The sequence below is a fragment of the Allobosea sp. 2KB_26 genome (assembly GCF_052115715.1).
GTDB lineage: Bacteria > Pseudomonadota > Alphaproteobacteria > Rhizobiales > Beijerinckiaceae > Allobosea.
On the sequence record NZ_JBFRHE010000001.1, the window covers coordinates 96,220 to 123,058 of the forward strand.

At 64.5% G+C, this 26,839-nt stretch carries 25 protein-coding genes and 1 pseudogene; 16 read left to right on the plus strand and 10 right to left on the minus strand.

Annotated elements, in window-relative coordinates; genetic code table 11:
• The first annotated feature begins 14 nt into the window (after nucleotides 1-14).
• Together pcaD and pcaC are read left to right on the plus strand one after the other, a co-directional pair.
• Nucleotides 15-794, plus strand: coding sequence for a 3-oxoadipate enol-lactonase (gene pcaD / locus AB4099_RS00500; protein ID WP_441476664.1), 780 nt, complete (start codon nucleotides 15-17; stop codon nucleotides 792-794).
• Nucleotides 795-804: 10 nt separating this feature from the next.
• Nucleotides 805-1,200: a 4-carboxymuconolactone decarboxylase gene (gene pcaC, locus AB4099_RS00505; RefSeq protein ID WP_113514129.1), complete on the plus strand. Its 396-nt coding sequence runs from the start codon at nucleotides 805-807 to the stop codon at nucleotides 1,198-1,200.
• A 7-nt stretch (nucleotides 1,201-1,207) separates the two neighbouring features.
• Here the strand turns inward: pcaC and AB4099_RS00510 are convergent, their stop codons facing one another.
• Both AB4099_RS00510 and AB4099_RS00515 read right to left on the minus strand, forming a co-directional pair.
• Nucleotides 1,208-1,726: a flavin reductase family protein gene (locus AB4099_RS00510; RefSeq protein ID WP_441476665.1), complete on the minus strand. Its 519-nt coding sequence runs from the start codon at nucleotides 1,724-1,726 to the stop codon at nucleotides 1,208-1,210.
• Nucleotides 1,727-1,870: 144 nt separating this feature from the next.
• Nucleotides 1,871-2,569, minus strand: coding sequence for a GntR family transcriptional regulator (locus AB4099_RS00515; protein WP_441476666.1), 699 nt, complete (start codon nucleotides 2,567-2,569; stop codon nucleotides 1,871-1,873).
• 509 nt (nucleotides 2,570-3,078) lie between these two features.
• Between AB4099_RS00515 and AB4099_RS00520 the strand changes: the two genes are divergently transcribed.
• From AB4099_RS00520 to AB4099_RS00560, 9 genes and pseudogenes are all read left to right on the plus strand, one after another.
• Complete coding sequence (locus AB4099_RS00520) at nucleotides 3,079-3,405, plus strand: cupin domain-containing protein (protein ID WP_441476667.1); 327 nt, start codon at nucleotides 3,079-3,081, stop codon at nucleotides 3,403-3,405.
• Nucleotides 3,402-4,634 carry an NAD(P)/FAD-dependent oxidoreductase gene (locus AB4099_RS00525; RefSeq protein ID WP_441476668.1) on the plus strand — a complete coding sequence of 411 codons (1,233 nt, stop codon included), beginning with the start codon at nucleotides 3,402-3,404 and terminating at the stop codon, nucleotides 4,632-4,634. Before AB4099_RS00520 ends, AB4099_RS00525 begins: the two co-directional genes overlap by 4 nt.
• Before the next feature lie 8 nt (nucleotides 4,635-4,642).
• Nucleotides 4,643-5,227, plus strand: a complete 585-nt coding sequence (locus AB4099_RS00530; RefSeq protein ID WP_441476669.1) for an AAA family ATPase — start codon at nucleotides 4,643-4,645, stop codon at nucleotides 5,225-5,227.
• A 451-nt stretch (nucleotides 5,228-5,678) separates the two neighbouring features.
• Nucleotides 5,679-6,596 (plus strand): branched-chain amino acid ABC transporter permease, encoded by a 918-nt coding sequence (locus tag AB4099_RS00535; protein ID WP_113514119.1) that lies wholly within the window; start codon nucleotides 5,679-5,681, stop codon nucleotides 6,594-6,596.
• Between the two features lie 3 nt (nucleotides 6,597-6,599).
• Complete coding sequence (gene livM / locus AB4099_RS00540) at nucleotides 6,600-7,982, plus strand: high-affinity branched-chain amino acid ABC transporter permease LivM (RefSeq protein ID WP_113514117.1); 1,383 nt, start codon at nucleotides 6,600-6,602, stop codon at nucleotides 7,980-7,982.
• Nucleotides 7,982-8,791 (plus strand): annotated as a pseudogene (locus AB4099_RS00545) (ABC transporter ATP-binding protein); the annotation flags it as partial. The gene livM and the pseudogene AB4099_RS00545, both read left to right, overlap by 1 nt.
• Before the next feature lie 26 nt (nucleotides 8,792-8,817).
• Nucleotides 8,818-9,549, plus strand: coding sequence for an ABC transporter ATP-binding protein (locus tag AB4099_RS00550; RefSeq protein ID WP_441476670.1), 732 nt, complete (start codon nucleotides 8,818-8,820; stop codon nucleotides 9,547-9,549).
• A 71-nt stretch (nucleotides 9,550-9,620) separates the two neighbouring features.
• Nucleotides 9,621-9,974, plus strand: coding sequence for a DUF6867 family protein (locus AB4099_RS00555; protein WP_113514111.1), 354 nt, complete (start codon nucleotides 9,621-9,623; stop codon nucleotides 9,972-9,974).
• Nucleotides 9,975-10,124: 150 nt separating this feature from the next.
• Nucleotides 10,125-11,240, plus strand: a complete 1,116-nt coding sequence (locus tag AB4099_RS00560; RefSeq protein ID WP_113514109.1) for a branched-chain amino acid ABC transporter substrate-binding protein — start codon at nucleotides 10,125-10,127, stop codon at nucleotides 11,238-11,240.
• A 78-nt stretch (nucleotides 11,241-11,318) separates the two neighbouring features.
• Here the strand turns inward: AB4099_RS00560 and AB4099_RS00565 are convergent, their stop codons facing one another.
• The 6 genes from AB4099_RS00565 to AB4099_RS00590 all read right to left on the minus strand — a co-directional run bounded on the left by AB4099_RS00565 (nucleotide 11,319) and on the right by AB4099_RS00590 (nucleotide 15,998).
• On the minus strand, nucleotides 11,319-11,870 hold the full coding sequence (locus tag AB4099_RS00565; RefSeq protein ID WP_441476671.1) for an RBBP9/YdeN family alpha/beta hydrolase: 552 nt from the start codon (nucleotides 11,868-11,870) through the stop codon (nucleotides 11,319-11,321).
• A gap of 5 nt (nucleotides 11,871-11,875) precedes the next feature.
• Nucleotides 11,876-12,034 carry a hypothetical protein gene (locus tag AB4099_RS00570; protein ID WP_441476672.1) on the minus strand — a complete coding sequence of 53 codons (159 nt, stop codon included), beginning with the start codon at nucleotides 12,032-12,034 and terminating at the stop codon, nucleotides 11,876-11,878.
• 69 nt (nucleotides 12,035-12,103) lie between these two features.
• Nucleotides 12,104-13,411 carry an adenylosuccinate lyase gene (purB, locus tag AB4099_RS00575; RefSeq protein WP_441476673.1) on the minus strand — a complete coding sequence of 436 codons (1,308 nt, stop codon included), beginning with the start codon at nucleotides 13,409-13,411 and terminating at the stop codon, nucleotides 12,104-12,106.
• Nucleotides 13,412-13,557: 146 nt separating this feature from the next.
• On the minus strand, nucleotides 13,558-14,241 hold the full coding sequence (gene rpe / locus AB4099_RS00580; protein WP_441476674.1) for a ribulose-phosphate 3-epimerase: 684 nt from the start codon (nucleotides 14,239-14,241) through the stop codon (nucleotides 13,558-13,560).
• Between the two features lie 53 nt (nucleotides 14,242-14,294).
• The gene (locus AB4099_RS00585; RefSeq protein WP_441476675.1) at nucleotides 14,295-14,972 is read right to left on the minus strand and encodes a glutathione S-transferase family protein; all 678 of its coding nucleotides are present in this window, start codon (nucleotides 14,970-14,972) and stop codon (nucleotides 14,295-14,297) included.
• Between the two features lie 45 nt (nucleotides 14,973-15,017).
• Nucleotides 15,018-15,998: a hypothetical protein gene (locus tag AB4099_RS00590; RefSeq protein ID WP_441476676.1), complete on the minus strand. Its 981-nt coding sequence runs from the start codon at nucleotides 15,996-15,998 to the stop codon at nucleotides 15,018-15,020.
• A gap of 263 nt (nucleotides 15,999-16,261) precedes the next feature.
• On the opposite strand from AB4099_RS00590, the gene AB4099_RS00595 reads away from it, so the two are divergent.
• The 4 genes from AB4099_RS00595 to AB4099_RS00610 all read left to right on the plus strand — a co-directional run bounded on the left by AB4099_RS00595 (nucleotide 16,262) and on the right by AB4099_RS00610 (nucleotide 21,849).
• Nucleotides 16,262-17,509, plus strand: coding sequence for an NAD(P)/FAD-dependent oxidoreductase (locus AB4099_RS00595; protein WP_113514098.1), 1,248 nt, complete (start codon nucleotides 16,262-16,264; stop codon nucleotides 17,507-17,509).
• A gap of 188 nt (nucleotides 17,510-17,697) precedes the next feature.
• Nucleotides 17,698-18,840 carry a dipeptidase gene (locus tag AB4099_RS00600; protein WP_441476677.1) on the plus strand — a complete coding sequence of 381 codons (1,143 nt, stop codon included), beginning with the start codon at nucleotides 17,698-17,700 and terminating at the stop codon, nucleotides 18,838-18,840.
• 233 nt (nucleotides 18,841-19,073) lie between these two features.
• Nucleotides 19,074-20,957, plus strand: a complete 1,884-nt coding sequence (locus AB4099_RS00605; protein WP_441476678.1) for a methyl-accepting chemotaxis protein — start codon at nucleotides 19,074-19,076, stop codon at nucleotides 20,955-20,957.
• Between the two features lie 82 nt (nucleotides 20,958-21,039).
• Nucleotides 21,040-21,849, plus strand: coding sequence for an RNA methyltransferase (locus AB4099_RS00610; RefSeq protein ID WP_441476679.1), 810 nt, complete (start codon nucleotides 21,040-21,042; stop codon nucleotides 21,847-21,849).
• A 78-nt stretch (nucleotides 21,850-21,927) separates the two neighbouring features.
• Here the strand turns inward: AB4099_RS00610 and AB4099_RS00615 are convergent, their stop codons facing one another.
• Complete coding sequence (locus tag AB4099_RS00615) at nucleotides 21,928-24,195, minus strand: TonB-dependent hemoglobin/transferrin/lactoferrin family receptor (protein WP_441476680.1); 2,268 nt, start codon at nucleotides 24,193-24,195, stop codon at nucleotides 21,928-21,930.
• Between the two features lie 350 nt (nucleotides 24,196-24,545).
• Between AB4099_RS00615 and AB4099_RS00620 the strand changes: the two genes are divergently transcribed.
• Complete coding sequence (locus AB4099_RS00620; RefSeq protein WP_441476681.1) at nucleotides 24,546-25,865, plus strand: flavin monoamine oxidase family protein; 1,320 nt, start codon at nucleotides 24,546-24,548, stop codon at nucleotides 25,863-25,865.
• On the opposite strand, the gene AB4099_RS00625 is transcribed toward AB4099_RS00620, so the two are convergent.
• Entirely contained in the window at nucleotides 25,862-26,794 is a 933-nt protein-coding gene (locus AB4099_RS00625; protein ID WP_441476682.1) for a bifunctional helix-turn-helix transcriptional regulator/GNAT family N-acetyltransferase, read from the minus strand. The genes AB4099_RS00620 and AB4099_RS00625 overlap by 4 nt on opposite strands.
• Between the last annotated feature and the right edge of the window lie 45 nt (nucleotides 26,795-26,839).

The following is a 26,839-nucleotide window of genomic DNA, read 5'->3' on the forward strand; positions in this document are numbered from 1 at the left end:
GGAGAGACAGGACGATGCCGATCGAGACCACCCGGGGCGAGCCCTTCAATATCCGCTTCGACGGGCCTGAGGACGCACCTGTCCTGATGCTCTCGAACTCACTCGGCACCGATCTGCACATGTGGGATCCGCAGATTCCCGAATGGACCAAGCAGTTCCGCGTCCTGCGCTACGACTCGCGCGGCCATGGCAAATCGACGGCGCCGGACCGGCCCTATTCGCTGGCCGAACTCGCCGGCGACGCGATCGGCATCATGGACCATTTCGGCCTGGACAAGGTGCACTGGTGCGGCGTTTCCATGGGCGGAATGGTCGGGCAATGGCTCGCGACCCATGCCCCCAGGCGGCTCCACCGCGCGGTGCTGGCCAACACCTCCGCTCGGATGGGACCGCCCGATCTCTGGAACGGCCGCATCCGCAATGTCCGCGCCAATGGCATGGGGCCGCTGGTGCAGCCGACGCTGGAACGCTGGTTCAGCCCGGGTTTCCGCGAGCGCGACGGAAAGACCGTGGAGGCCGTGAGTGCGATGCTCACCACCACGCCACCGCTAGGCTATGCCGGCTGCTGCGCCGCGATCCGCGACATGGATCAGCGCGAGGCGATCTCGGCAATCGTCCTGCCGGTGCTGGTGATCGTCGGCGCGCTCGACCCGGCAACGCCGCCCGCCGTCGGCCAGCAGATCGCCAATTCCATCCATGGCGCGGAGCTTGTCACGCTCGATGCCGCCCATCTCTCCAATCTGGAGCAGCCCGAGGCTTTCGGCCGAGCTGTTCTCGACTTCCTGAACGCCTGAGGAGGCCGCCATGGACGACGTCACCCGCTATGCCAATGGCATGAAGACCCGCCGCGCCGTGCTTGGTGAGGCCTATGTCGACAAGGCCAGCGCCGGTGTCACCGAGTTCAACCGCGACTGGCAGGAGTTCATCACCCGAACGGCCTGGAACGACATCTGGAACCGGCCGGGGCTGATCAAGCGTGAGCGCTCGCTCATCGTGCTTTCGATTGCAGCCGCGCTCGGCTCCTGGGGCGAGTTCCGGATCCATGTCCGTGGCGCATTGAACAACGGATTGACGCGCGACGAGATCAAGGAAGTGCTGATGCAGACGGCGATCTATGCCGGCGTGCCAGCCGCCAATCACGCCTTCAAGGAAGCGGCCATCGTCTTCGCCGAGGTCGACGAGGAAGCGGGAAAGGTCTGACGGCCCTTCAGATCTCGGAGAAACCACGCCGCCTGTAGACCAGCCCGCTGCCCTGGCCCCGGCCGCCGATCGCCACGACCTCTCCGATCAGGATGCGGTGGGTCGCGACACGGTGCACCTCGATCAGCCTGCAGTCGAAGGCGACCAGCGAGCCGGCGAGTGCCGGCGCTCCGGTCACGAGCGTCGTCCACTCGGCCGTCGCGAAACGGGCCTCGCCTTCGATGCCCCGACGCCGCGCAAAGATCTCGGCGAGGTCCCCGTCACTGCCCGCCAGCGTGTTGATGCAGAAAGTCCCGCTCGCCTCGATCGCGGCGAGCGTGCGGCTGATGCCGTCGACACAGACCAGCATGGTCGGCGGCGCGTCGGACACCGAGGCGACCGAGGTCGCAGTCAGGCCCGCGCGGCCCGTCGTGCCCCGCGTGGTGACAATATGCACGGCGCTCGTGACCTGCGCCATTGCCTGACGGAAGGCCGGCGCATCAGGAATGGCCGTTACATGGGGCACGGCCTGGAACGTCTTGGTCATCAGCCCGATCTGCAGGAATGGAGGTCTTCGCCGGCTGATGTAGGGATTTTCCGGCGCGATGGCCAGCGCACAGCCGCAATGTCATCCCGTCATGGGCGCCACGGCCCTCGAAATAGATATATCAATGACGCGCGCCCTCAATTCTCAGTCGCGGCCGAGCGTCGCCAACATGCCGGCGCGCAAGTGCTGCATCAGGGCATCGCTGGCTGCACTCGCCGCGGCAGGATCCTCCGTCGCCAGGGCCTGGGCGAAGGCGACATGGTGACCCGCCGCCGGCACCAGATCGTCCTCACGCTCGAAATAGTACCAGGCGCGCCGGATCAGGGCCTGCAGCGGCTCGACGGCGCGTGTCGCATAGGGGCTGCGTGCGGCGGCGGCGACCGCCGCATCGAGCTCCTTGTCGAGCCGCATATAGGCATTGGCATCGCCGGCCTCGGCTGCAGCGCGCATGGCGCGCGCCTTTTCGATGATGACGATGCGCTCGCGCGGACTCGCCCGCTTCGCCGCGTCCGATGCGATCAGCCTCTCCAGCACCTCCCGCGCATCCAGAGCCGCCATGATGTCGATGGCGTTGATGCCGGTGACGACGACGCCCTTGCGCGGCAGGATGTCGACCAGCCCCTGCTGTGCGAGGCGGATCAGGGCCTCGCGAACCGGCGTGCGCCCGACCCCGACGAGATCGATCAACTGGGCTTCGGTCAGCACCGCGCCGGGCCTCAGGGAGAGCGTCACGATGGCCTCCTCGAGACGCCGATAGGCGGTCTCCGAGAGGCTCGTCGCAGCGCCGGGCGGAACACGCACATCCGTATCGAGAGGCAGCTGGGTTTCTTCGTTGGAGCGCATGCTCATTTCGCTCCCGCGGGACGGAAGGCGAGGATTGACGCGACATCCAGCATTGATATATCACCATGACCGATACGGGCCGGCCGCAGCCGCAATGCAATCTGCAAGCGAAACGTCCTCATACGCAAGAAGCATTCTGCGATGACGAAATGCATCAGCGCCCTGCCTTCCGGACCACCAGGCTCACGCCCCACTGACGATCTCGACTTCGCCGAGATCGCCCCGCGCCGATCGCTTCGCGGCGCATATCGGCGTCGACGATCTCTCGCCAAATCTGGTTGCAGGGCCGAGACCGGAGCAATCCGTCGCTGGACCTATTCGCGGCTCGACGTCGCGGCGCGGCTCGGCCAGAACATCAAGCTGGTCGAGGCGGCGGTGATCAACTCGCGTGATCGCCACATGTATCGCACGGGAGGGTGCGGAGCGCGCCTGCCTTGCGGCCGTCGTCAAGGCAGCGGAAGCCAAGTGGCTAGCCTGCCGAAACTCTGATCCATTCTCCGGGAGGTACCGTGGCCTTTACCTGCACGACACCCGCCGTTCCCACCGTCCAGCAGGACGACGAGACGATCCGCATCACCCGTTGGGACTTCGAGCCCGGTGCCGTGACCGGCTGGCACAGCCATGGCTGGCCCTATTTCGTCATCATGCTGTTCGACGGCACGCTGCGCATCCATGACGGGACGAAAGTCAGCGACGTTCCTCTGGCTCAGGGCCAGGCCTATATGCGCCCGGCCGGAATCCAGCATGACGTGATGAACGGCTCGGACCACCCGATCGCCTTTATCGAGATCGAGGTGAAGAAGCCCGGCGCCCTGAAGGAGCTCAGCCTTTCATGAAGATCGCGATCGTCGGAGCAGGCATTGTGGGCATCGCCACTGCGCATGCCCTGCTTGACGACGGTCACGAGGTGCTCATCATCGATAAGGAAGGGCCGGCCTTCGGCCCTTCACGCGGCAATGCCGGCTGGATCGCACACACCGACATCCTGCCGATTGCGAGCCCGAAGAACCTGCGGCAGGTGCCGAGATTCCTCGCCGATCCGCTTGGACCGCTCGCCATCCGCCCTGTCTATCTGCCCAAGCTCCTGCCCTGGCTGGTCCGCTTCATCCTGGCCGCGCGCCCAGCCGCCTATGAACGCTCGATCCAGGGCCTCGGCGCCCTGCAGCAACAGGCGTTGCCGGCCTGGCTGAAACTGGCCCAGACCACGGATCTCAGCCGCCACATTCATTGCAATGGCGGTCTCTACGCCTTCACCGGCAACGCCGCCTTCGCGGAAGCTCGGCGTATTGCGCAGCGGCAGGCAGAATTTGGCATCAAGGTCGAGATGATCGGCCCTGACGTGCTTCGCCAATTCGAACCCGCCCTGAAGGACCGCTTCGTCGGAGCAGCGTTCCACCCCGAGACCGCTCATATCAGCGACCCGCTCGAACTGACGCTCGCCCTGTTCGAGGCGGCGCTGGCGCGTGGCGCCCAATTCGAGAAGGCCGAGGTCATCAACCTCTCAATGGCCGCGCGCCCTGCCCTGATCGGCCGCGACGGCTGGCAGCGCGTGGTCGACCGCGCCGTGATCGCCGCAGGAGCCTGGTCGAGGCCGCTCGCTGCCGCTCTCGGAAACGCTGTGCCGCTCGAGACCGAGCGCGGCTACAATGTCAGCTTCCCCGGCAGCACAGGGCTGACATCCCGGCCCATCGGTTTCGAAGGGCATGGCTTCGTCATGACCCCGCTCGACAGCGGCTTGCGCATTGGCGGCGCGGTCGAGTTCGGTGGCCTCGATGCACCACCCAATCACGCGCGGACGCGGGCGCTCTATGACAAGGCCGCCAACCTCGTCGACGGCTTGCCTGCCTTCGGCAGTGGCCGTCTCTGGATGGGTTTCCGGCCGTCATTGCCGGATTCCCTACCGGTGATCGGCAAGGCAGCGCGCAACCCAAGCGTCGTGCTCGCCTTCGGACACGGCCATTACGGCATGACGCAATCTGCTGTGACCGGCGGCCTCGTCGCCGATCTGATCGCCGGTCGCCCGTCGGCGATTGATCTCGGCCATTTCAGCCCGAACCGGTTCTGAGGGGCGGCATGGCTGATCCCGACCTGATCATCCATATCAATGGTTGGCCGGGCTGCGGGAAACTGACCATCGGCCGCGAGCTGGCGAAGCGGCTGGGCGCCCGCCTCCTCGACAATCACCTCATCATCAATCCGGCCGAAGCTCTGTTCGACAGGGGCGACCCGCTCAACCATTCCCTGCGCAAGGCCCTGCGATCGACGATCCTCGCAGATGCCGCACAGATGAAGCCGGGCACGCCGCTGATCCTGACCGATGCGCTCTCGGACGATGCCTTCGACGCCGCCGTCTTCGACGAGTACCGCTCTCTGGCAGCAGCGCGCAGGGCCACGCTCGTTGCCGTCGTCCTGGATTGTTCACCCGAACGCAATGCCGAGCGGCTCGTTGCAGGTGACCGGGCCGCCCGCCACAAGCTGACCGCCCCCATGGTGCTCGCCTCGCTGCGTGCCAATTACCGATTGCTTAGAGCCCCGGGGCTGCCTCTGGTCGAACTCGACGTCAGCGACCTCGCACCCGAGGCTGCTGCCGCGATTCTTGCCGAGCGCTGTCGCTCAGCGCTCGAATTGGGCCGCGGGAACGCGGAGCGAGCGCGATGATGGTGTCGGGCGCGCCCCTCACATCCCCCGACGCACGACCATGCCGCCAAGGGCGGCAGTGCCAGGACGTTATTATACCTTCGATCGAGGGCTGGCCCCGGATGATCGACGACAGCACGATCGCCACCGACGATCGCGCCCCGCAGACCCGCGGCTGCAAGGTGGCCGATCGCACCCAACAGCCCCTGCCAACACCCTTTTTACTTGCACGAAGGAGGATGCTGCACCGCACAATAGACAATCATCTTGCGCCAAATTGGCGCTGCACTGCACAGAATTCTGCCTGTTTCGAGAGCAAGCGGTCCGAGATTGCTTTTGACAGAAATATGGCATGGGTGGATTGTCGCAGGCGCAAGCCATTGGTAGCTCTGCATAGCAATCGCATCCCGCATGCGTCGGCGTCATGCCGGCGAAGAGAACGGGAGCTGGTTCGAGGGGTTAGACGTCGTCAATGGAAGTATTCCTCCAGCAGCTCATCAACGGGCTGACCCTGGGGTCGATCTACGGCCTCATCGCCATCGGCTACACGATGGTCTTCGGAATCATCGGCATGGTGAACTTCGCCCATGGCGACGTTTTCATGCTCTCCGCGTTCATCGCGCTGATCTTCTTCATGCTGATCGCCTCCTGGTTCGGCGCCGGCCTCATCGTCCTGGCATTGATCTTCGTGCTGGTGCTGGCGATGTTCTTCACGTCGCTGTGGAACTGGACGATCGAGCGTGTTGCCTACCGGCCGCTGCGCGGTTCCTTCCGACTGGCCCCACTGATTTCGGCCATCGGCATGTCGATCTTCCTGACGAATTTCGTCCAGGTCGTGCAGGGCCCGCGCAACAAGTCGATCCCGCCGATGCTGAACAAGTCGATCACGCTGATCGACAGCGCGACCTACACGGTCCAGATCTCCTACAAGCAGATCGTCATCATCCTCACCACCGCGATCCTGCTCGCCGCCTTCTGGTTCATCGTGCAGAAGACCTCTCTGGGTCGCGCCCAGCGCGCCTGCGAACAGGACCGCAAGATGGCCGGCCTGCTCGGCATCGACGTCGACCGCACCATCTCCATCACCTTCGTGATGGGCGCAGCGCTCGCCGCCGTCGCCGGCGTGATGTACCTCGTGCTCTATGGCGTCGTGAACTTCGCCGACGGCTTCACGCCAGGCGTGAAGGCCTTCACCGCGGCGGTTCTGGGTGGCATCGGCTCCCTTCCCGGCGCCGTGATCGGCGGATTGCTGATCGGCCTGATCGAAGTGTTCTGGTCCGCCTATTTCACCATCGACTACAAGGACGTCGCCGCCTTCTGCATCCTTGCGGTGGTGCTCGTCTTCATGCCGTCCGGCATCCTCGGTCGTCCCGAAGTCGAGAAGGTCTGACGCATGGCTCCCGTCACACAGTTACCGGCCGCACGCCAACTCGACATGATGAAGGCGCTGAAGGAAGCCGCCTTCGCCGCCGTCGTCACCTTCGGCCTGTGTATCCCCATCATCGCCTGGGGCACTCGCCAGAACCTCGACAACGTCCTCGTCCTCGATCCACGTTGGGACGCCGTCGCCTGGGCTGTTGCGATCATCTTCGTCGGCCGCTTCCTGATGGCGTTGCGCCAGCAGAAGCGCGGCGAAGGCAAATCGGTGGTGCGGCTGCTGCCGCATGGCACGATCGGCTTCTTCCAGCGCCATTCGCGCCTGTTCTCGCTGGCCGGGCTCGGCTTTCTCGTCACTTTCCCAATCATTGCCATCACGCTGGCGGGCTGGGGCGGCGCGCTGAAGTGGATCGACAATTTTGGCGTCCAGATCCTGATCTACGTCATGCTCGGCTGGGGGCTGAACATCGTCGTCGGCCTCGCCGGCCTGCTCGATCTGGGATATGTCGCCTTCTACGCCGTCGGCGCCTATTCCTACGCGCTGCTCGCCAAGAATTTCGGCCTGTCCTTCTGGATCCTGCTGCCGATGTCCGGAATCCTCGCGGCCTTCTGGGGCATGCTGCTCGGCTTCCCCGTCCTCAGGTTGCGCGGCGACTATCTCGCTATCGTCACCCTCGCCTTCGGCGAGATCATTCGCCTCATCCTGATCAACTGGGTCGAGTTCTCGAACGGCTATGCCGGCATCTCGGGCATTCCGCGCCCGACCTTCTTCGGCATTCCGTTCACGGCGGCCGATGACGGCTTTGCCGCGGTGTTCGGGCTCGAATTCTCGCCGCTCTATCGCACCATCTTCCTCTACTACGTCATCCTTGGACTGGCCCTGCTCACAGCGTTCGTCACGCTGAGGCTGCGTCGCCTACCGGTCGGACGCGCCTGGGAGGCGCTACGAGAGGACGAGATCGCCTGCCGCTCGCTCGGCATCAACACCACCAACACCAAGCTGACGGCCTTTTCGCTCGGTGCAATGTTCGGTGGCTTCGCCGGCTCATTCTTTGCTGCACGCCAGGGCTTCATCTCGCCTGAGTCTTTCGTCTTCATGGAATCGGCGATCATTCTCGCCATCGTCGTGCTCGGCGGCATGGGCTCGCTCTGGGGCGTCGCCATCGCGGCCAGCGTGATGATCGGCGGCACCGAACTCCTGCGCGAACTCGATTGGCTGAAGCAGATCTTCGGCCCCGATTTCGATCCGACCAAATACCGCATGCTGATCTTCGGCTTCGCCATGGTCGTAATCATGATCTGGAAGCCACGCGGACTGATATCGACACGCGAGCCGACAGCCTTTCTCAAGGAGAAGAAGGCGATCTCGGCCGATATGGTCCAGGAAGGCCACGGCTGATGACAACCCCTCCTCTGCTTCAGGTCGAACATCTGACGATGCGCTTCGGCGGCCTCACCGCCGTCAACGATCTTTCCTTCGAGGCACGCAAGGGCGACATCACCGCCCTGATCGGCCCCAACGGAGCCGGCAAGACCACTGTCTTCAACTGCATCACGGGCTTCTACAAACCGACCGAAGGCATGATCACGCTGACCCAGGACAGCGGCGCGAGCTTCCTGCTCGAGCGCATGCCCGACTTCCGGATTTCCTGGAAAGCCAAGGTCGCCCGCACCTTCCAGAACATTCGCCTGTTCGGCGGCATGACCGTGCTGGAGAATCTGCTGATCGCGCAGCACAACCCGCTGATGATCGCGTCGGGCTTCACCTTCCTCGGCGTGCTCGGCATCGGCGGCTACAAGGCGCGCGAGAAGGAAGCGATCGAGAAGGCCAAGTTCTGGCTGGAGAAGATCAACCTGATCGATCGCGCCGACGATCCGGCCGCCGACCTGCCCTATGGCGATCAGCGCCGCCTCGAGATCGCGCGCGCCATGTGCACCGACCCCGTGCTGCTCTGCCTGGACGAACCCGCGGCGGGCTTGAACCCGCGCGAGAGCCACGATCTCAACACGCTTCTGCTCTCGATCCGCAAGGATATCGGCACGGCCCTGCTGCTGATCGAGCATGACATGTCGGTGGTGATGCAGATTTCCGATCACGTCGTGGTGCTCGACTATGGCACCAAGATCTCCGACGGCACCCCGGCCGAGGTGCAGGCCGATCCGCGCGTGATCGCGGCCTATCTCGGCGTCGACGACGAGGAAGTCGCCAAAGTGGAAGCAGAGGTCGGACTGTGATGACGGACGCCGCGCCTCTGCTCTCCGTTCGCGGGGTCAAGACCTATTACGGCAAGATCATCGCTCTGAAGGGCGTCGATGTCGACGTGCATGAGGGTGAGATCGTGACGATGATCGGCGCGAACGGCGCTGGCAAATCGACGCTGATGATGACGATCTTCGGCAATCCGCAGGCCCGCGAAGGCACGGTGACCTATGAGGGCCGGGACATCACGAAGCTGCCGAGCCACGAGATCGCCCGGCTGGGCATCGCGCAATCGCCGGAAGGACGCCGCATCTTCCCGCGCATGACCGTATTCGAGAACCTGCAGATGGGCGCCGCGGTGCGCGACCTCACCCATTTCGAAGAGGATCTCGAAAAGATCTGCGAGCTCTTTCCGCGCATTCGCGAGCGCCTGCAGCAGCGAGGCGGAACGCTTTCGGGCGGCGAGCAGCAGATGGTGGCGATCGCGCGCGCGCTCATGGCGCGGCCGAAGCTGCTGCTGCTCGACGAGCCGTCGCTCGGACTGGCGCCACTGATCGTCAAGCAGATCTTCGAGGCGATCCGCGAACTCAACCGCACGCAGGGGCTGACCGTGTTCCTGGTCGAGCAGAACGCCTTCCACGCCCTGAAGCTCGCCCATCGCGGCTATGTCATGGTCAACGGCGTCATCACCATGAGCGGCACCGGCCAGGAATTGCTGGCGAACCCGCAAGTCCGGGCCGCCTATCTCGAAGGCGGGCGGCACTAGAGCCGCATGACACATCGAGGTTCAGGGCGACATGCGGTCGACATCAGGCTCAGAATCCTAGGAGCACAACGATGCAAGGCATAATCTACGAGGAGCCGACCATCTGGCTGTTCCTGCTGGTCACCGTCGTCATGGGTGGCTGGGCGGCCTGGATGACCGGGCGGGCGGTGGCGATGACCTGGCGGCCGGCGTTCCAGCTGGTGCTCTATATTCTCGTGCTGGGCCTCTTCGTCCGCTTCATCCATTTTGCCCTGTTCCAGGCCACTCTGCTGACCCTGCACTATTATATCATCGACACGATCGTGCTGATGGCCTTCGGCTTTGCCGGCTGGCGCTACAACCGCGCCCGGCAGATGACGACGCAATATCGCTGGCTCTATGAGCGCACCGGACCCTTCGGCTGGAAGCCCCGGGAAGGCGGCTAACCCCCTCTGAAAGAGCGAAAAACCACACCGAGCTTGCCGCGTGACAGACCGTCGAAAAAGCGCAAGACTGCATTTCACGGTGGCACCACGCGCCGAGACGGGCCGAAACTTTGGCCCGTTCATAGTGACAATACAGGGGAGTCTCATCTCATGAAGAAACTGCTGTTGGGCGGTATCGCGCTCGGCGCGGTCCTCGCCTTCTCCGGCGTGGCCAATGCTCAGATCAAGCTCGGCGTCGGCGGCCCGATCACCGGCCCGAACGCAGCCTTTGGCGCGCAGCTCAAGAACGGCGTCGAACAGGCTGTGGAGGATATCAATGCGGCCGGCGGCGTGCTCGGCCAGAAGATCACCGTCTCGGTCGGCGACGACGTCTCCGACCCGAAGCAAGGCGTCTCCGTCGCCAACAAGTTCGTCGGCGACGGCGTCAAGTGGGTGGTCGGTCACTTCAACTCCGGCGTCACGATGCCGGCATCCGAAGTCTATGCCGAGAACGGCATCCTGATGATCAGCCCCTCGGCCACCAACCCGAAGGTCACCGAGCGCGGTCTCTGGAACACCTTCCGGACCTGCGGTCGCGACGACCAGCAGGGCAGCGTCGCCGCCGCCTATCTTCTGAAGAACTTCAAGGACAAGAAGATCGCCGTCGTCCACGACAAGACGACCTATGGCCAGGGCCTCGCAGACGAGACCAAGAAGGGCCTCAATGCCGGCGGCGTCAAGGAAGTGCTCTATGAAGGCGTGAATGCGGGCGAGAAGGACTTCTCGGCCCTCGTCTCCAAGATCAAGGCAGCCGGTGCCGACTACCTCTACTGGGGTGGCCTGCACACCGAAGGCGGTCTGATCGTGCGCCAGATGCGCGACCAGGGCCTGAAGACCGTGCTGGTCTCCGGCGACGGCATCACCACCGACGAGTTCGCCACGATCGGCGGCCCCGGCGTTGAAGGCACGCTGATGACCTTCCCGCCCGACCCGCAGAAGCGTCCCGAGGCGGCTGCCGTCCTCAAGAAGTTCGAGGCGCGCAAGTTCAAGCCGGAAGCCTATACGCTGTACAGCTACGCCGCCGTGCAGATCATGGCCGAAGGCGCCAAGCGCGCGAACTCGACCGACCCGAAGAAGATCGCCGCCGCGCTCCATGGTGGGGAGGCCGTGAAGACCGTGATCGGCGACATCTCCTTCGACAAGAAGGGCGACATCACCCGTCCGGACTACACCGTCTACACCTGGAAGAAGGGCGCCGACGGCAAGATAACCTACGTCGAGAATTGATCTCGGCTGCTAATCGATCCTGATCCGACCAGCCCGTCCCGGAGCGATCCGGGGCGGGTTTCGTTTTGCAGCACCGTCCTACAGCCCCTTGAGGAAGGTCGCGAAACGCAGCAGGCCGTCCGGCCAGGGGCCATGCCCGGATTCTGAATTGAGATGGCCGCCATCGCCCGCATCGACGAACTCGGCGCCCCAGGCCTCGGCCAACGCCCTTGCCTCATCCTGCGTGCAGTAGGGATCGGTCGTGCTGGAGATGAGGATGGCGGGGAACGGCAGTTTCTCGCGCCGATGCGCGATGAAGTCGTGCGCCATGCCGGGGATCGCCTGCTTCGCGCGCTCCGAGGCCGGCGCCACCAGGAAAGCTCCGGCGACTTCGCCGGGCTTTAGATGCTCTGCCGCATGCGCCACCGCGCTGACGCCGGCGGAATGGGCAACCAGAACCACCGGCCGCTTGGCTGCGCGGACCGCAGCGACGATCCGGTTTGCCCAGGCGTCCCGGGCAGGCTTGTACCAATCGTCCTGCTCGATGCGCCGGGCGGTGGTGAGCTTGGCCTCCCAGCGGCTCTGCCAATGGTCCGCGCCGGAGCCGGACCAGCCAGGAATGATGAGGATGTCGGCGTCGGACGAGCGCATTGCAATCAATCGGGTTTCAGGGCGAGGCCACTCGACAGGGCATGAGTCCAGTCGCGTCGGCCCCGGGACAGGGCAAGGTCAGCCGCAGCGGACCAGTCGTAACGTAGGGCGTGAAACGAAAAGCGCCAGCCCGCGCGGCAGCGCTCGGCAATGCCGTAGCGCATGCGGGCTTTCCGCCTGCAAGCGCACCGAGGTTGCCATGGGAATCGGCGGGGACGGCAACCCGCGCGGGTTCAAGCTTCGCCGAAGACTCGCGCGAAAATCGTGTCGACATGCTTGAAGTGATAGCCCTCGTCGAACATCGCGTCGAGCTCGGCAGCCGAGAGCTTCGCCGTCACGTCCCTATCGGCCTTGAGATTGGTGAGGAAATCCTCGCCATGCTCCCAAGTGCGCATCGCATTGCGCTGAACCAGCGAATAGCTCTCCTCGCGGCTGGCACCCGCCTGCGTCAAGGCGAGCAGGACGCGCTGCGAATTATGCAGGCCGCCGAGCCGGTCGAGATTCTTGCGCATGTTCTGCGGGTAGACCAGCAGCTTGTCGACGACGCCTGTTAGCCGCGCGAGTGCGAAATCGAGCGTCACCGTGGCATCGGGTCCGATCATGCGCTCGACCGAGGAATGCGAGATGTCCCGCTCGTGCCAGAGCGCGACATTCTCGAGTGCCGGCGTCACCATGCCGCGAACGAGCCGCGAAAGGCCCGTCAGGTTCTCGGTCAGCACCGGATTGCGCTTGTGCGGCATCGCCGAAGAGCCCTTCTGGCCCGGCGAGAAGAACTCCTCCGCCTCATAGACCTCAGTGCGCTGGAGATGGCGGATCTCGGTCGCCAGGCGCTCGACACAGGAAGCGACGACGCCGAGCGTCGCGAAATACATGGCGTGACGGTCGCGCGGGATCACCTGTGTCGAGACCGGCTCGACGGCGAGGCCCATCTTCTCGGCGACATGGGCTTCGACCTGCGGGTCGATATTGGCGAAGGTGCCGACCGCGCCGGAAATCGCGCAGGTCGCGATCTCGGAGCGGGCCGCAACCAGACGGTCCCGGCAGCGGCTGAACTCGGCATAGGCCTGCGCCAGCTTGAGGCCGAAGGTCACCGGCTCGGCATGGATGCCGTGCGAGCGGCCGATCGTCGGCGTGAACTTGTGCTCGAACGCCCGGCGCTTGATCGCGGCCAGCAGCGCATCGACATCGGCGATCAGGATATCGGTGGCGCGCGCGAGCTGCACCGACAGCGTCGTGTCGAGAATGTCCGACGAGGTCATGCCCTGGTGCACGAAACGCGCCTCGGGGCCAACGATCTCGGCCAGGTGCGTCAGGAAGGCGATGACGTCATGCTTGGTGACGCGCTCGATCTCGTCGATGCGGGCGACATCGAAGACCGCGTCCCTGGCTTTGGCCCAGATCGTCGCCGCGGCCTCCTTCGGCACGACGCCGAGCTCGGCCAGCTTGTCGGTGGCATGCGCCTCGATCTCGAACCAGATCCGGAACCTCGTCTGCGGCTCCCAGATGGCGACCATCTCGGGACGGGAATAGCGCGGGATCATGGTTGGCCTTTCAGGACAGCGCGCGACGTGATTCCGGACAAGCCGCGAAGCCACGCCGATCCAGACACCATCGCAGAGCAAGGCGCACTGCAATGGGCTCCGGAGCCTCGCTTCGCTGCGCCCGGAATGACGGCGCAGTTACAAATTCAAACCCAGTCGCCGCGGGCGGCTTCCGCCGCCTGGCGGATCGCGGCGATATTGCCGGCATAGGCCGATGGCCCGCCCTTGAACACTGCCGAGCCGGCGACGAGCACGTTGGCGCCGGCCTTGGCGGCCAAGGGTGCCGTTTCCGGCGTGGCCCCGCCGTCGATTTCGAGCGCGATCGGGCGGTCACCGATCATGGCGCGAACCCGTGCGATCTTCTCGACCACGGAATGGATGAAGCTCTGGCCGCCAAAGCCGGGATTGACGGTCATCAGCAGGATGAGGTCGACATCGTTCAGGAGCGGCTCGATGACACTCTCCGGCGTACCGGGATTGAGCACGATGCCAGCCTGCTTGCCTTGTGCCTTGATGGCCTGCACGGTCCGATGGGCGTGCGGGCCAGCCTCGACATGGAATGAAATCAGGTCAGCGCCCGCCTTGGCGAAGGCTTCGACATAGGGGTCGACCGGCGCGATCATCAAATGCACGTCGAAGAACTTCTTGGTGTGCGGACGAATCGCCTTCAGCACATCGGGACCAAACGTGATGTTAGGCACGAAATGCCCATCCATCACATCGCAATGGATCCAGTCGGCGCCCGCTGCATCGATGGCGCGAACCTCCTCCCCGAGCTTCGAGAAATCGGCGGAGAGGATGGAAGGAGCAATGCGGATGGGGCTGGTCATGCGCGAAGCATTTAGCGCCCGCAGGCCAGCGCTGCAATCGAAACCCGGAGCTTTCAGCGGCGTTTGACGGGGTAGGACAGCCGCCGGTCGGCTTCTTCCACCTCCTCCACCGCCGTCGTAAAGGCAGGTCGGCTCCCCAACCGGCTGAACCAGGTTGAGAGATCGGGATAGCTTGCTAGCGCCGGGCCACCGAGGCGCACGGCCCAGAACACACTCATGAACATGCCGATATCGGCCACCGAGAGGGCCTCGCCGAAATAATCGCGGCCAGTCAGCCTTTCATTGAGCCCGCAATAGAGCCGCTCGAGTTCGGCCTCGGCGATCAGCGCGTCCGTCTCCTGCGCTGCGCGCTTGTTGCGATCCGACGTTGGCGGCTCGTTGCGGTGCATCAGCGGCCGCAGGGCGGCGAACAGGATCTCGTCGGCGAAAAGCTCGTCCAAGAGCGCGCGCGCTCTGGCCGCTGGATTGCGGGGAAGCAGCGGCGGCAAGGGATAGGCCTCGTCGAGATATTCGAGGATGACGGTGGAATCGTAGAGGACGAGTCCCTCGTCATTCATCACCGGCACTTGCCGCTTCGGATTCAGGGCCAGCACTTCGGGGTGGCGCGGATCGTAGCCAGTCACCTGGTTGAACGGCACCATGATACGCTCGAAGGCGAGCCCCTTCTCCCGCAGCGCGATCTCGACCTTGCGGGAGAACAGGCTCAGAGGCCCGGAATAGAGAGTGATCATGGCATCGCTCCTGGATTGCTGGGGCGATCGTCTCAGGCGGGATCGTCAACCCACGTCAGCAGGCGTTTCAGCGCGCTTGATCTTTCCGGCGATGCCGCGCAGCAGCCAGGGCAGCAGATAGATTGGGAACTGCGCCAGCGCAAAATACAGGAAAGTCGTCTGCGGCACGCCGGCCCCGAGCGCCGCAACCAACAGCCCCATGTTCCGTTGACCGGTGCCATAGCCGATCATGAAGCGTTCCGAGCGCCTGAACATCCGCAAGGCGAGCACCGTGAGCAGAAGGCCGGCGGCGGAAACCGAGAAGGCGATGGCCAGGAACAGCATGACCTGTCCGGGATTGGCCATGGCCGTCCGCGTCACGCCGTCCATCGCCGCGATGGCAAAGATGAAATACATCAGCACGCCAAAGCCATCGAGATTGGCCTTCATCGCTCGGATCCGGGCCGCGCCGAGCCAGTGCCGCAGGATCGCCGCCACCACCATGCCGCCGCCGACGAACAGCACGAGACGGAGCGTTAGCGCCCAGCGATCGAGCGGCACGGCAGCCCCCGCCAGCAACTCCACCACCACCGGGGCCACCAGCGGACTGAGCACCGTGGTCACCACCACGCCCGCGATGATCAGCGAAGGCTCGAAGCCGTAGAGGATCGCGACCGCCGGCGAGGACATGATCGGCGGAGCCGCGCCCATGATGGCAAGCCCGAGGATCAGGCCGGGATCGAGTGCCGCGCGACCGACGAGCAGGAACGCACCGCCGATCAGCACCGCCGGGCCGAGAATGAGCCAAAGGCAGGTGACGATCAGCTTGCCGGGACGGCGGATCAGCCCGGCTATGATGCTGAAATCGGCGCGCAGGAAGACGACCGTGGTGAAACAGAAGATCGTTATCGGCAGGAGCGGCCGCGCCGCTGCCGAGAACTGCGGCAGGGCCAGCCCCAGAAAGATCGAGAGCGCGAAACCCTGCGTGCCGTAGCGGCCGAGAAGGGCGAGGCCTGCGGCGAGGAAGGCGGCGAAACGCGAGAGCATGAAGGCCTGAATCGGTGCGACAACTGGGCCACACTGGCCGATCCCGACGCCTGCGTCACGCGCCGTTCGGGAAGGTCGGTTCTGCGTAGCGCAGAATCTTGCGCAGAAGAGAACGGTTTGTATGCGCGGCATGCGATCCGCGCCTGCTTGGCGCAAATCTTGCGAAACTTTCGCCGTTCGACCGCAAAAATGCACCATGCCGCTGACATCGCGGCGCAGCGCGGTATTTTGAGCGCGGCAACAGGGCTGACAGGAGCATAAAAATGCGGACCGATACGATTGTGCTCGGCGCGGGGATCGTCGGCATCTCGGTGGCTTTGCACCTGCAGAAGGCCGGCCGTTCCGTATTGCTGGTCGACAGGCGCGGACCGGGCGAGGAAACCAGCTATGGCAACGCCGGACTGATCCAGCGCGAAGGCGTCTATCCCTACGGCTTCCCGCATGATTTCGGCGCCTTGTTCCGCTACGCGATGAACAACACGATCGACGCGTCCTATCATTGGAACGCGATCCCCAAGCTCGCGCCCTTCCTGCTGTCCTACTGGCTGCATTCGCGCCCCTCCAAGCATGAGGCGATCGCTCACCAATACGCGACCCTGATCGAGCATTGCGTCACCGAGCATGACGCGCTCGCGGCCGAAGCCGGGGCGACGCATCTGCTGCGCCGCAAGGGCTGGATGAAGGTTTTCCGCTCTGCGGCCGAGCAGGAAGCAAGGCTGGCCGAGGCGGCCAAGTGGAACAAGGAATTCGGGCTGAACTACCGCCCGCTCGATGTCGCGACGCTGCGAGCCGAGGAGCCACATCTCGACCAGAGCCTGATCGGCGGCCTGCACTGGACCGACCCGGTCACGGTGATCGACCCGCTTGGCCTGTCGAAGGCCTATGTCGCTCTGTTTGAAAAGCTCGGCGGGCAGCTCGCGCAGGGCGATGCCGGCACGCTCGCACAGGATGGCCAGGGCTGGAGCATCGCGCTCGCCGACGGCACCCGCGCCAGCGCCCATGACGCCGTGATCGCGCTCGGCCCCTGGGCTGATGTCCTGACCAACCGGCTCGGCTACCACCTGCCACTCGCGGTCAAGCGCGGGTACCACATGCACTACAAGCCGCTCGGCAACGCGGTGCTGAACCACCCTGTCCTCGACACCGAGCGCGGCTATTTCCTGGCTCCGATGGTGAAGGGCATTCGGTTGACCACGGGTGCCGAGTTCGCGCTGCGCGACTCGCCGAAGACGCCGGTTCAGCTCGCTCGCGCAGAACCGATCGCCAAGACATTGTTCCCGCTCGGCGAGCGGGTCGATCCCGAGCCCTGGCTTGGGAACCGCCCCTGCACCCCGGATATGATGCCGATCATCGGCCCGGCGCCGAAGCACCGCAATCTCTGGTTCTCGTTCGGCCATGCCCATCACGGGCTGACGCTGGCCGCAGTGACAGGGCGCATGGTCGCCGAGATGGTGACCGGCGAGAAGGTCTTCGTCGATCCTGCCCCCTTCGCACCTTCCCGTTTCACCTGAGATGGAGATGCCATCATTCCCGGGGGCCTTATCGCCGCCGGGAATGATGCCTCGCAAGGAGACCGGGTCAGGCCCAGGCCTGACGCCGCACGCACCAGACAGCGAGCGGGCATGCGTCATCGCCCCTCGCCTCACCTGCAAAGCCCTGCCACGATCCCCGCCGTTTCGAATCCCCTCCAAGGTGCGCCATGGCCCTCGCCAAAACTCCAGTCCAGGACAATGCCTATGCCGCGGCGCTCGCTCTGCTCGAGCGCGCCCCGCTGATCGACGGCCATAACGACCTGCCCTATGTGATCCGGCTCGATGCCAAGGCGAAGGGCGATGTCGCGGCCTATGACCTGACCAAGGTCCATCCCGAGACCGACACCGACATTCCGCGCATGCAGGCGGGCAAGCTCGCGGGCCAGTTCTTCGCAGCCTATGTGCCGCCGAACCACCCGAAGCCCGCCGGCTTTGCGCTGGCCCAGATCGCGCTGATGCAGAATGTGCTGGCGAAGCATCCGAAGGTCTTCCGCCCGGGCCTCTCCGCCGCCGATGTCGAGGCTGCGAAGGCCGAGGGCAGGATCGCCCTGTTCATGACGATCGAGAACGGCTCGGCGATCGACAACGAGATCGATGCCCTCGACGCCTATTCCGCCCTTGGCGTGCGCCTGATGACGCTCTGCCATAACGGCACGCATGACTGGTGCGATTCGGCGACCGATGCCCCGCGTCACAACGGCCTTTCCGCCTTCGGCAAGGACGTGGTCCGGCGGATGAACAGGCTCGGCATGATCGTCGACCTCGCCCATGTCTCGCCGAAGGTGATGCATGATGCGCTCGACGTCAGCAGTGCGCCGCTCGTCTGGTCCCACTCGAACGCGTTCACGCTCTGCGACCATCCCCGCAACGTGCCTGACGATGTGCTCGATCGCGTCGCCGGGAACCACGGCATCGTCATGGCGACCTTCGTGCCTGACTTCATCAGCCAGGCCTCGCGCGACTGGCACCGTCCCGCCAAGGACCAGTATGGCAAGACACCGGACGGCATGGACTACAAGAAGGCCGAGGCAGAGATCGTCGCCAAATCCGGCCCGCGCCCGACAGCAACGCTAGCGCAATATTGCGACCATCTCGACTATCTCGCCAAGCGTATCGGCTACGACCATATCGGCATCGGCTCGGACTTCTTCGGCGGCCTCGCACCGGAAGGTCTGGAGGACAACTCGACCTTCCCGGCCCTGATCGCTGAATTGATTCGCCGTGGCTGGTCGGAAGAGCACCTGGAAAAGCTCGCGGGCGGCAACATGCTGCGCGTGATGCGCGCTGTGGAGGCGGCGGCGGAGCGCTGAGGCGCTCCCCTGCCATTTCAGGGCCGGCGAGGCCCGAAACGACCGAAACCGGGCTCCCGCCATGCAGTTCAGGCCGCAGGAATACTTGCGCGGCTCATGACCGGACCCGCTTCCAAAGGTCTCGCACAGAAAACAACTGCGTGCTGATCGATCAATTTCAGCTTTCTTAACGCCCGAAATGGCACGGAGTTGTGCAGCTCCAGCTGTTGCGAGCGCTTCGAGGGCCGATCAACATGACGTTAGGTAATATTCGTATCAGCATCAAGATCGCAGCGGCGATGCTGATCGTCGGATTGATTGGCCTGGCCGCAACGATTCTGAGCAGCATGCAATTGAGCGAGGTCGACAGCACCTATTCCGAGCTGATCAATTCGCGCAGCAAGGCGACGCTTGCCACTGCCCGATCGGCTCGCGCGGCAAACGACATTCTGGCTCAGGCCTACAAGGTCATTGCCTATCCTCGCGAGACCGACGGTGCGCGCAACGCCCAGAGCCAGTTGCAGCGCTCCTATAGCCAGGCGCTCGAACTGCTGAAGGAGGGACAGTCCCACCTTCCGGTGCGAGCGGCTGAATATGACGCGCTGACCAAACAGATCACCGACATCAAGGTGGGCGTCGACCGCGCGCTCCATTACGGCGCCAACGATGACAACGAACGGGCGTTGGCCGTGATGGACGAACTCGACGGCAAGCTCACCGCTGTCGTCAGCAACATCACCGACTTCAACAACGCGCTTGGAAAGGACACCGAGACGACCAGCGCGAGGTTGAGTTCCGAGACGAAGCGCACCATTGCCATTGTCATCGGCGGCAGCCTGCTTGGCCTGTTGATTGGCCTGGGCGGCGCGATGTGGATGTCGGCGAAGAGCATCACTGGCCCCTTGGCCCGATTGAAGGGCACGATGGAGAGGCTCGCCGCCAGCGATTTCGATGCCGAGATCGAGAGCCAGACGCGGCGTGACGAAGTCGGGGAAATGGCCCGGGCCGTGCTGATCTTCAAGGAGAATGGCCTCGAGATGCGCCGGCTCGAAGCCCAGACCACCGAGCAGGAGCGCCTGAGCGATGCAGAGCGTCGTCGCAATGAGACAGAGCGCCAGCGCGTCGAGGCCGAGCGGGCGATGCTCGCGAGGGAACAGCAGCATGTCGTCGGCCTGCTGGCCGCTGGCCTGGAGATGCTCGCGCAGGGCGATCTGACCTACCGGATCGACGACAATGTCGCTACCGACTATCTCAAGCTCCGCGATGATTTCAACCGTGCGGTGAACCGCCTTTCCGAGACCGTGGCGACGATCCAGACGACCTCCGTCGACGTCGCCAACGCCGCACGCGAGATCAACATGGGCGCCGACGACCTGTCGAAGCGCACCGAAGAGCAGGCCTCTTCGCTCGAGGAAACCGCCGCGACGACGGAAGAGCTCGCCGCATCCGTCAAGGCGTCGGCCTTGTCGTCCCGCCAGGCCGTGCTGCTTGCCAACGAGGCGACCGAGGTCGCCGAGAAGGGCGGCGCAATCGTCACCGATGCCGTCGCCGCCATGGCGCGGATCGAGCTGGCCTCGCGCAAGATCTCGGACATCACGTCGGTCATCGACGAGATCGCCTTCCAGACGAACCTGCTTGCGCTCAACGCAGCTGTCGAGGCAGCCCGCGCCGGCGATGCCGGCAAGGGCTTTGCCGTGGTCGCCTCGGAGGTCCGCACCTTGGCACAGCGCTCCTCGGAAGCGGCCAAGGACATCACATCACTGATCAGCGAATCGGGTGTCGAGGTCGCGCAAGGTGTCGGCCTGGTCCGTTCGGCCGGCGAGGCGCTCGGCAAGATCGTCGAAGCCTCCAAGAAAGTCTCGGCGACTGTCTCGGACATCTCCGCAGCCTCGGCCGAGCAGGCCAACGGCATCGATGAGATGAGCCAGACCGTCGCCCATATGGACGAGATGACCCAGCAGAACGCGGCCCTGGCCGAGGAGAGTGCCGCGTCGGCCAGCTCGCTCACCGGTCAGATCCAGCGCTTGAACGGGCTCGTCTCCAGCTTCCGGATCAAGGACGAGCGGGTGTCGCCGCAGCGCAGGACGGACACCAGAGCGGAGGCCGGGTTCGGCCTTGGCCTGCGCCGTAGCGCTTGACGCTGCTCTTCGCGGAAGCTGATAGGATCGGGCTTTCGAGCCCGGTCCCAGAACCGGCGAGACCGATACCGCAGAGTACCCGATGACCGGCTCAGGCACAGACCGCACCCGCCCCGCCACGCAGACCCCCGCTCCGGTCGTCATTCTCGTCGAGCCGCAAATGGCCGAGAACATCGGCATGTGTGCTCGCGCCATGGCGAATTTCGGCCTTTCCGAGATGCGGCTCGTGGCCCCTCGCGACGGTTGGCCAGCAGGCGGGGGCCTCAAGAAGGGCGCAACCGCCGCGGCCTCCGGCGCGACCCACATCCTTGAGAATGCGCGGCTCTACCCCGACGCCGCCGCCGCGACGGCCGATCTCAATCATGTGCTCGCCACCACAGCCCGCGAACGCGGCCAGATGAAGCGTGTCTTCACGCCAGCCGAAGTGATGCCGCCCCTTGCCGAACGTGTCGGCGGCGGCGAGCGCGTCGGCATCCTGTTCGGTCGCGAGCGCATCGGCCTGACCAATGAGGAGATCTCGCTCGCCGACGCGATCCTGACCTTTCCCGTTAACCCCGCCTTCGCCTCGCTCAATCTCGCCCAAGCCGTGCTGCTGGCCGGCTATGAGTGGTTCAAGACGACGGATGGCGAGCCGCCCTTCCGCGAGAGCAATCCCTCGCCGCCAGCGACTAGGGAGACGGTGTTTTCGATGTTCGGCTATCTCGAAGGCGAGCTTGAGCGTTGCGGCTTCTTCCCGCCCGGCAAGAAGCCGGTCATGACCGCCAATCTGCGCGACATCCTGCACCGCCTGGCGATGACTGAGCAGGAGGCGCGCACCTTGCGCGGCGTGTTCAAGTCTCTGGCAGAGGGGCCGCGGCACCCGCGCTCGGTGAAGCCCCCCGGGGAAGAATAGACGAGCCCGTTTGAGCCAAACGAGAAAGGCCGGAGCATCACTGCCCGGCCTTCTTGTATTCTGCTCGCGGGCTGAACCTCAGAACTGGTATTTCAGCGTCGCCTTCACCGTGCGCCCCGGCTCGCTATAGTAGTCGCGCGCCTGGGCAAGTGTGCCCGTCGGGACGTTAACCGCATCAAAGTACTTGCGGTCGAAGATGTTGTAGACGCCGAGCTGGAGCTCGATATCGGCGAGTTTCGTCGGCCGCCACCAGGCCGAAGCATTGAAGAGCGCGTAGCCCGGAGCTTTGAAACCCGCATTCGTGCCGGTCGTCGCAGCGACATCGTCACGCGCGGCAGCCAGCTTGGTCGAGACCTCGGCACCCCAGCTGTCGGTTCCATAGGCGATTGCGACAATACCCTGCATCGGCGGAATCGAATTCAGGAACGTGTCGGTGTCCTTGTTCTGGCCTCGAGTATAGGCGAAGGAGCCGCGCGCCAGCCAGTTCTCGGCGAAGGCATACTGGAAATTCGCCTCGACGCCCTGGATCTCGGCCCGCGCGACGTTCCGCGGCCCCTGGATGCCGCCCTGCGGATAGAGTGCATTCGGAGGCGCGATCTGCACAGTCTCAATGAAGTTGCGGTAATTGGTGTGGAAATACGTCACCGAACCGCCGAAGGCCCGGTCGCCGAAGCGGAAGCCGACATCGATGCCATTGCTGATTTCAGGGCGCAGCGTGGGATCGCCGATGCGCAGATAGGTCCCAACCGCACCGAAGCGGCCATAGAGCTCACTTGCAGTCGGCGCGCGAAAACCCTTCGACCACTGCGCGAAGGCTGTCACATCCTTGAACATGCCGGCATTCTTGAGGATGTCGTATTCGAGCCGCACCCGCGGCGACCAGGCGCTGTCGCTGGAGGAGGGCGGCAAGCCGACCGGGCTAGAGCCGCCATTGGTGTAGGCCGGCGTGTTCTGCGGCTTTTCCTCATACCAGTCGAACCGGACGCCCGGCGTGAGGCGCAGGCGGTTGTCGAGCATGCCGATCTCGTCATACGCGAAGATGCCGATCGCATTGCCGTCGACCTTCGGCTGGTCGGCCTGGTTGGTGTGCAGGTTGTTGCAGGCGCTGAAGGCACCGGTATAGGGCCGGCGGCAATTGTCGACGCCAGCCGAATACTGGTTCAGCGTCGTCGTGCGCAGTTCGGTGCCTAGCGTGATGCCGTGCGAGAAGATGCCAGTCTGGAAGCTCTTCACGACATGGCCGTTGAAGCCGAAGGCCTCCTGCTCGGTTTCGTTGTTGCGGCTATAGGGACCCATGACGCTGGTGAAGCGATAGGCTGAGACCAGCGCGTTGCGCTTGACGTTCTGCCAGTAAAGATTGGCATGGGCCTCGTCGAGGAAGCCCCCCGGCAGCTTGTAATCATAAGTCAGCGAGACACGCTGGCGCTCGACATCCTCGCCGGTGTCATAGTTGCCCGGGCGAAAATTGCCGGTCGGCGACACCGTCGAGGTGAGGACGTTGACCTTGTCCTCGCGCTTGAACAACTCGCCCGTAATGCCGAAACGATGCACATCATCGACATAGTGCTGGATCTTCGCGAGCAGTCCGTACTGCGTGAAATCAGTCGGGTTCGGCATCGTCCGGGTCGGACCGATGCTGTCGATCGTGCCCTTGTTGCCTGTCTCATGCCCGTCGCGGAAGCTGCCCTGGAGCAGGAAATAGGTCTGCTGCAGCCGTGCCGCGACCGCGGCGCTGCCGAACCAGGCTTCATCGGTACTGTCGTAGCCGGTCTTGGCGAGCGCACCGAACTGGCGGCCACTCTTGATCAGATCCTTGGGGTCGAGCGTGCGGACAGCCAGCACGCCCCCGAGAGCCCCGGAACCGAGCACGCTGGCTCCGCTGCCGCCACGCAGCAGGTCGAGCGTGGACAACGCGTCGAAGTCGAAGGCATTGGTCGAACTGCGGTCGATCCGGGTATCGGTCAGGAACGGCTGCCTGATGCCGTCGATCGTGGTCAGCACGCGCGGGCCATCGAGACCACGAATATTGATGCTGTTATTCTGGCGGTTGAAGCTGATGCCCGCTTCGACCCGGTTGGCCAGGTCGGAAATGCTCTGGACCTGCTGCCTGTCGAGTTCTTCGCGAGTCGTGCGGGTGGTCGTCGGCCCGGCGATCAGCGGCGCGCCGCTGATTCCCTCGCCCTGAACGGTAATGGTATCCAGAACGACGGGCCCTTCGGCCGATTGAGGAAAGGCCGGCGGCTGTACAGCTTGAACCCGCTGCTGTGCGCCGGCTTGTGACGCTGTCATCAACACAAGAACGCCGAGCGCCACGCCGTAACGCAGCCCGCCAGAATGCCCGCCCATAGTCAGAACCCCGCCCCTGCCGGCGCCGCCAATGGATCGGATGCGCAGCCTGCAGTTTAAAATTGCTGAAAACTAAGCTTTATCAATTCAGTAAAGCCGACACTCGATAAAAATAGAGTCGAATGCTGTCAATCGATTCTCAATCAATTGGCCAACAATAGAATTCATCCAATTGAGACTCGTCTTAATTTATAGAAATTCTATACTGCGAGCGCCAATTACGGAACCCGACCCCGCTCACGCTCTCCTCCCGATCTCGTGATTGCCGTGATCCGGCCGCAAAGCGGGTTGCGTATTGCCACGCACAAGCAGTCGCGCATCATGGCGCCCGACCGCTGCGGACAATGTTGATGATGCTCGACCGCCGGACTTTCCTGATGGGTTCAACTGCGTTTGCCGCAACCGCTGCCGGCGCGCCCGGCCCTGCCTTGGCCGGTGATCTCGATGTCGTCGTCATTGGCGCGGGGGCAGCCGGCATCGCGGCGGCGCGCGAACTGAAGGCGGCCGGACGTCAGGTCGTGATCATCGAAGCGCGCAACCGAGTCGGTGGCCGTGCCTTCACCGACACCTCGCTTGGCGCCGCCTACGATGCCGGCGCGATGTTCATCCACTGGGCCGAACGAAATCCCTGGGTGAAGATCGCGGCCGATCTCGGTATCCCAACACCGAACGAATCCTGGGGCAGCGGCTTCCAGGTTTTCGCCAACGGGCAACCGATGCCGGATGCCGAGCGGGTCAAACGGCGCGGTGCCTTCAGACAGATCGACCGCAAGCTCGAAACCGTCGATATCTCGAAGCGCGATCTCTCGGTTGCGGAACTGCTCGGAGATCTCGGCCCGGACATGACGCCCGTCGCCACCTCCGGGCTGCTGCTCTCGATCGGCGAGGAATCCGATCGCATCTCGGCGCGCGACTACCAGCGCCTGTGGAGCGGCGACGACTTCGTCGTTCCCTCGGGCTACGGCAATCTGGTCGCACGCCATGGCGAAGGGCTCGATATCCGCCTTGGCGAACCGGTCGAAGCCATTCGCTGGGACGGGCCCGGCGTCGAGATCACGACGCGCTCGGGGACGCTGAAGGCGCGCGCCTGCATCGTCACCGTGCCGGTCGGCGTTCTGAAGGCCGGCGACATCCGCTTCACGCCTGCGCTGCCTGCCCGAACCCGCGACGCCCTGAATGGCATCGGCATGGGCGCCCTCACCAAGATCGCGCTGAAGGTCGAGGGTGATCGCTTCGGCATCAAGCCCGGCATGAGCTATCTCGAAGCCGGCTCGCCCAAGGCCATGATGAATGTCGACCTCTTCCCGGACGACAAGGACATCGTCATCGCCTATTGCGGCGGGGACTATGCGCGCGACCTCTCCCGCGCGGGAACCGCCGCCGCACGGGATCATGTGACCGAGCTTTTGGCCAAGATGGTCGGCGAGAGCTTTCGCAAGGCCGTCACCGGCGTGTCATTCCCCGCCTGGTGGACCGATCCGTTCTCGCATGGCTCCTATTCGGTCTGCCGTCCCGGCTTCGAGACGGCCCGGGACAGGCTTGCCGAGCCGATCGGCGGCCGCGTCTGGCTCGCGGGCGAGGCGACGGCCGGCGGCGGTGCGATGACGGTAGGCGGCGCGACCTTGGCGGGGCGGGCGGCGGCAGCGGCCGTGGCGCGGCTGAAAGCTTAGCGTCCCAGTTCCAGCTCCCAGCTCTGCCCCACCAGATCCTGCCCGAAGGAATGGTGCCTCTCCTCGACAACGAGCCTGAACCCCGCGGCGATATAAATGCCGCGCGCCGCGTGCAGGATGTCGTTGGTCCACAGGACCACGCGCCGATAGCCAGCCGATCGCGCGAAGCCGATCGCCTCCTGCACCAGCGCCTTGCCGAGACCAAGCCCCTGCCCGCGCTTCTCGACCAGCACGAGCCGAAGCTTGGCGACTTCGTCCGACTCTCGAACCACGAAAGCCGAGCCGACCGGCAGCCCGTCGAGCTCCGCAATGAAGCAACGCTCCTTGCCGGGCTGGAACTCCCGCAGGAACTTTGCCGCGATCTCGGCGACCAACGCCTCGAAGCTGATGTCCCAGCCATAGTCTTCCGCATAGAGCCGGCCATGCGCCGATATCACCCAGCCAATATCGCCGGGCCTGAGCTCACGGATGAGCGGTGGCCGCTTCCACTCCCCGACATCGGACAATAGCCGCTCGGCGGTTTCCAGCGCCTCGACCAGATCCGCCCGCGCCGACTGTCCGAGCCGCGCCAGGATCGAGCCAGCCTGATCGCGTGACGCTTCATCCAGGGGCCGAAAGGCGTCGCGCCCCTCTCGCGTCAGCAGCAGGTGCGAAGCCCGCCCGTCGTTAAGGGAACGCTCGCGCCTCAGCCAGCCGGCAGCAGCAAAGCGCTTCAGGATGCGGGAGAGATAGGCGGGATCGAGGGCAAGCTCGCGTGCCAGCTCGCTTGCGAGCCAATCGTCACGTTGAGCCAACTCATAGAGCACGCGCGCCTCGGTCAACGCGAAACCGGAGCCGTGCAGGCTGCCACCAAGTGCTCCAATCCAGCGCGTGTGGAAGCGGTTGAAACGGCGGATCGCAGCGATCGCGGGGCTATCTGTGGCGGCCATGATGATCTCCGAGGATCAGAATCATGCCAATTAGTGGACAAAGTC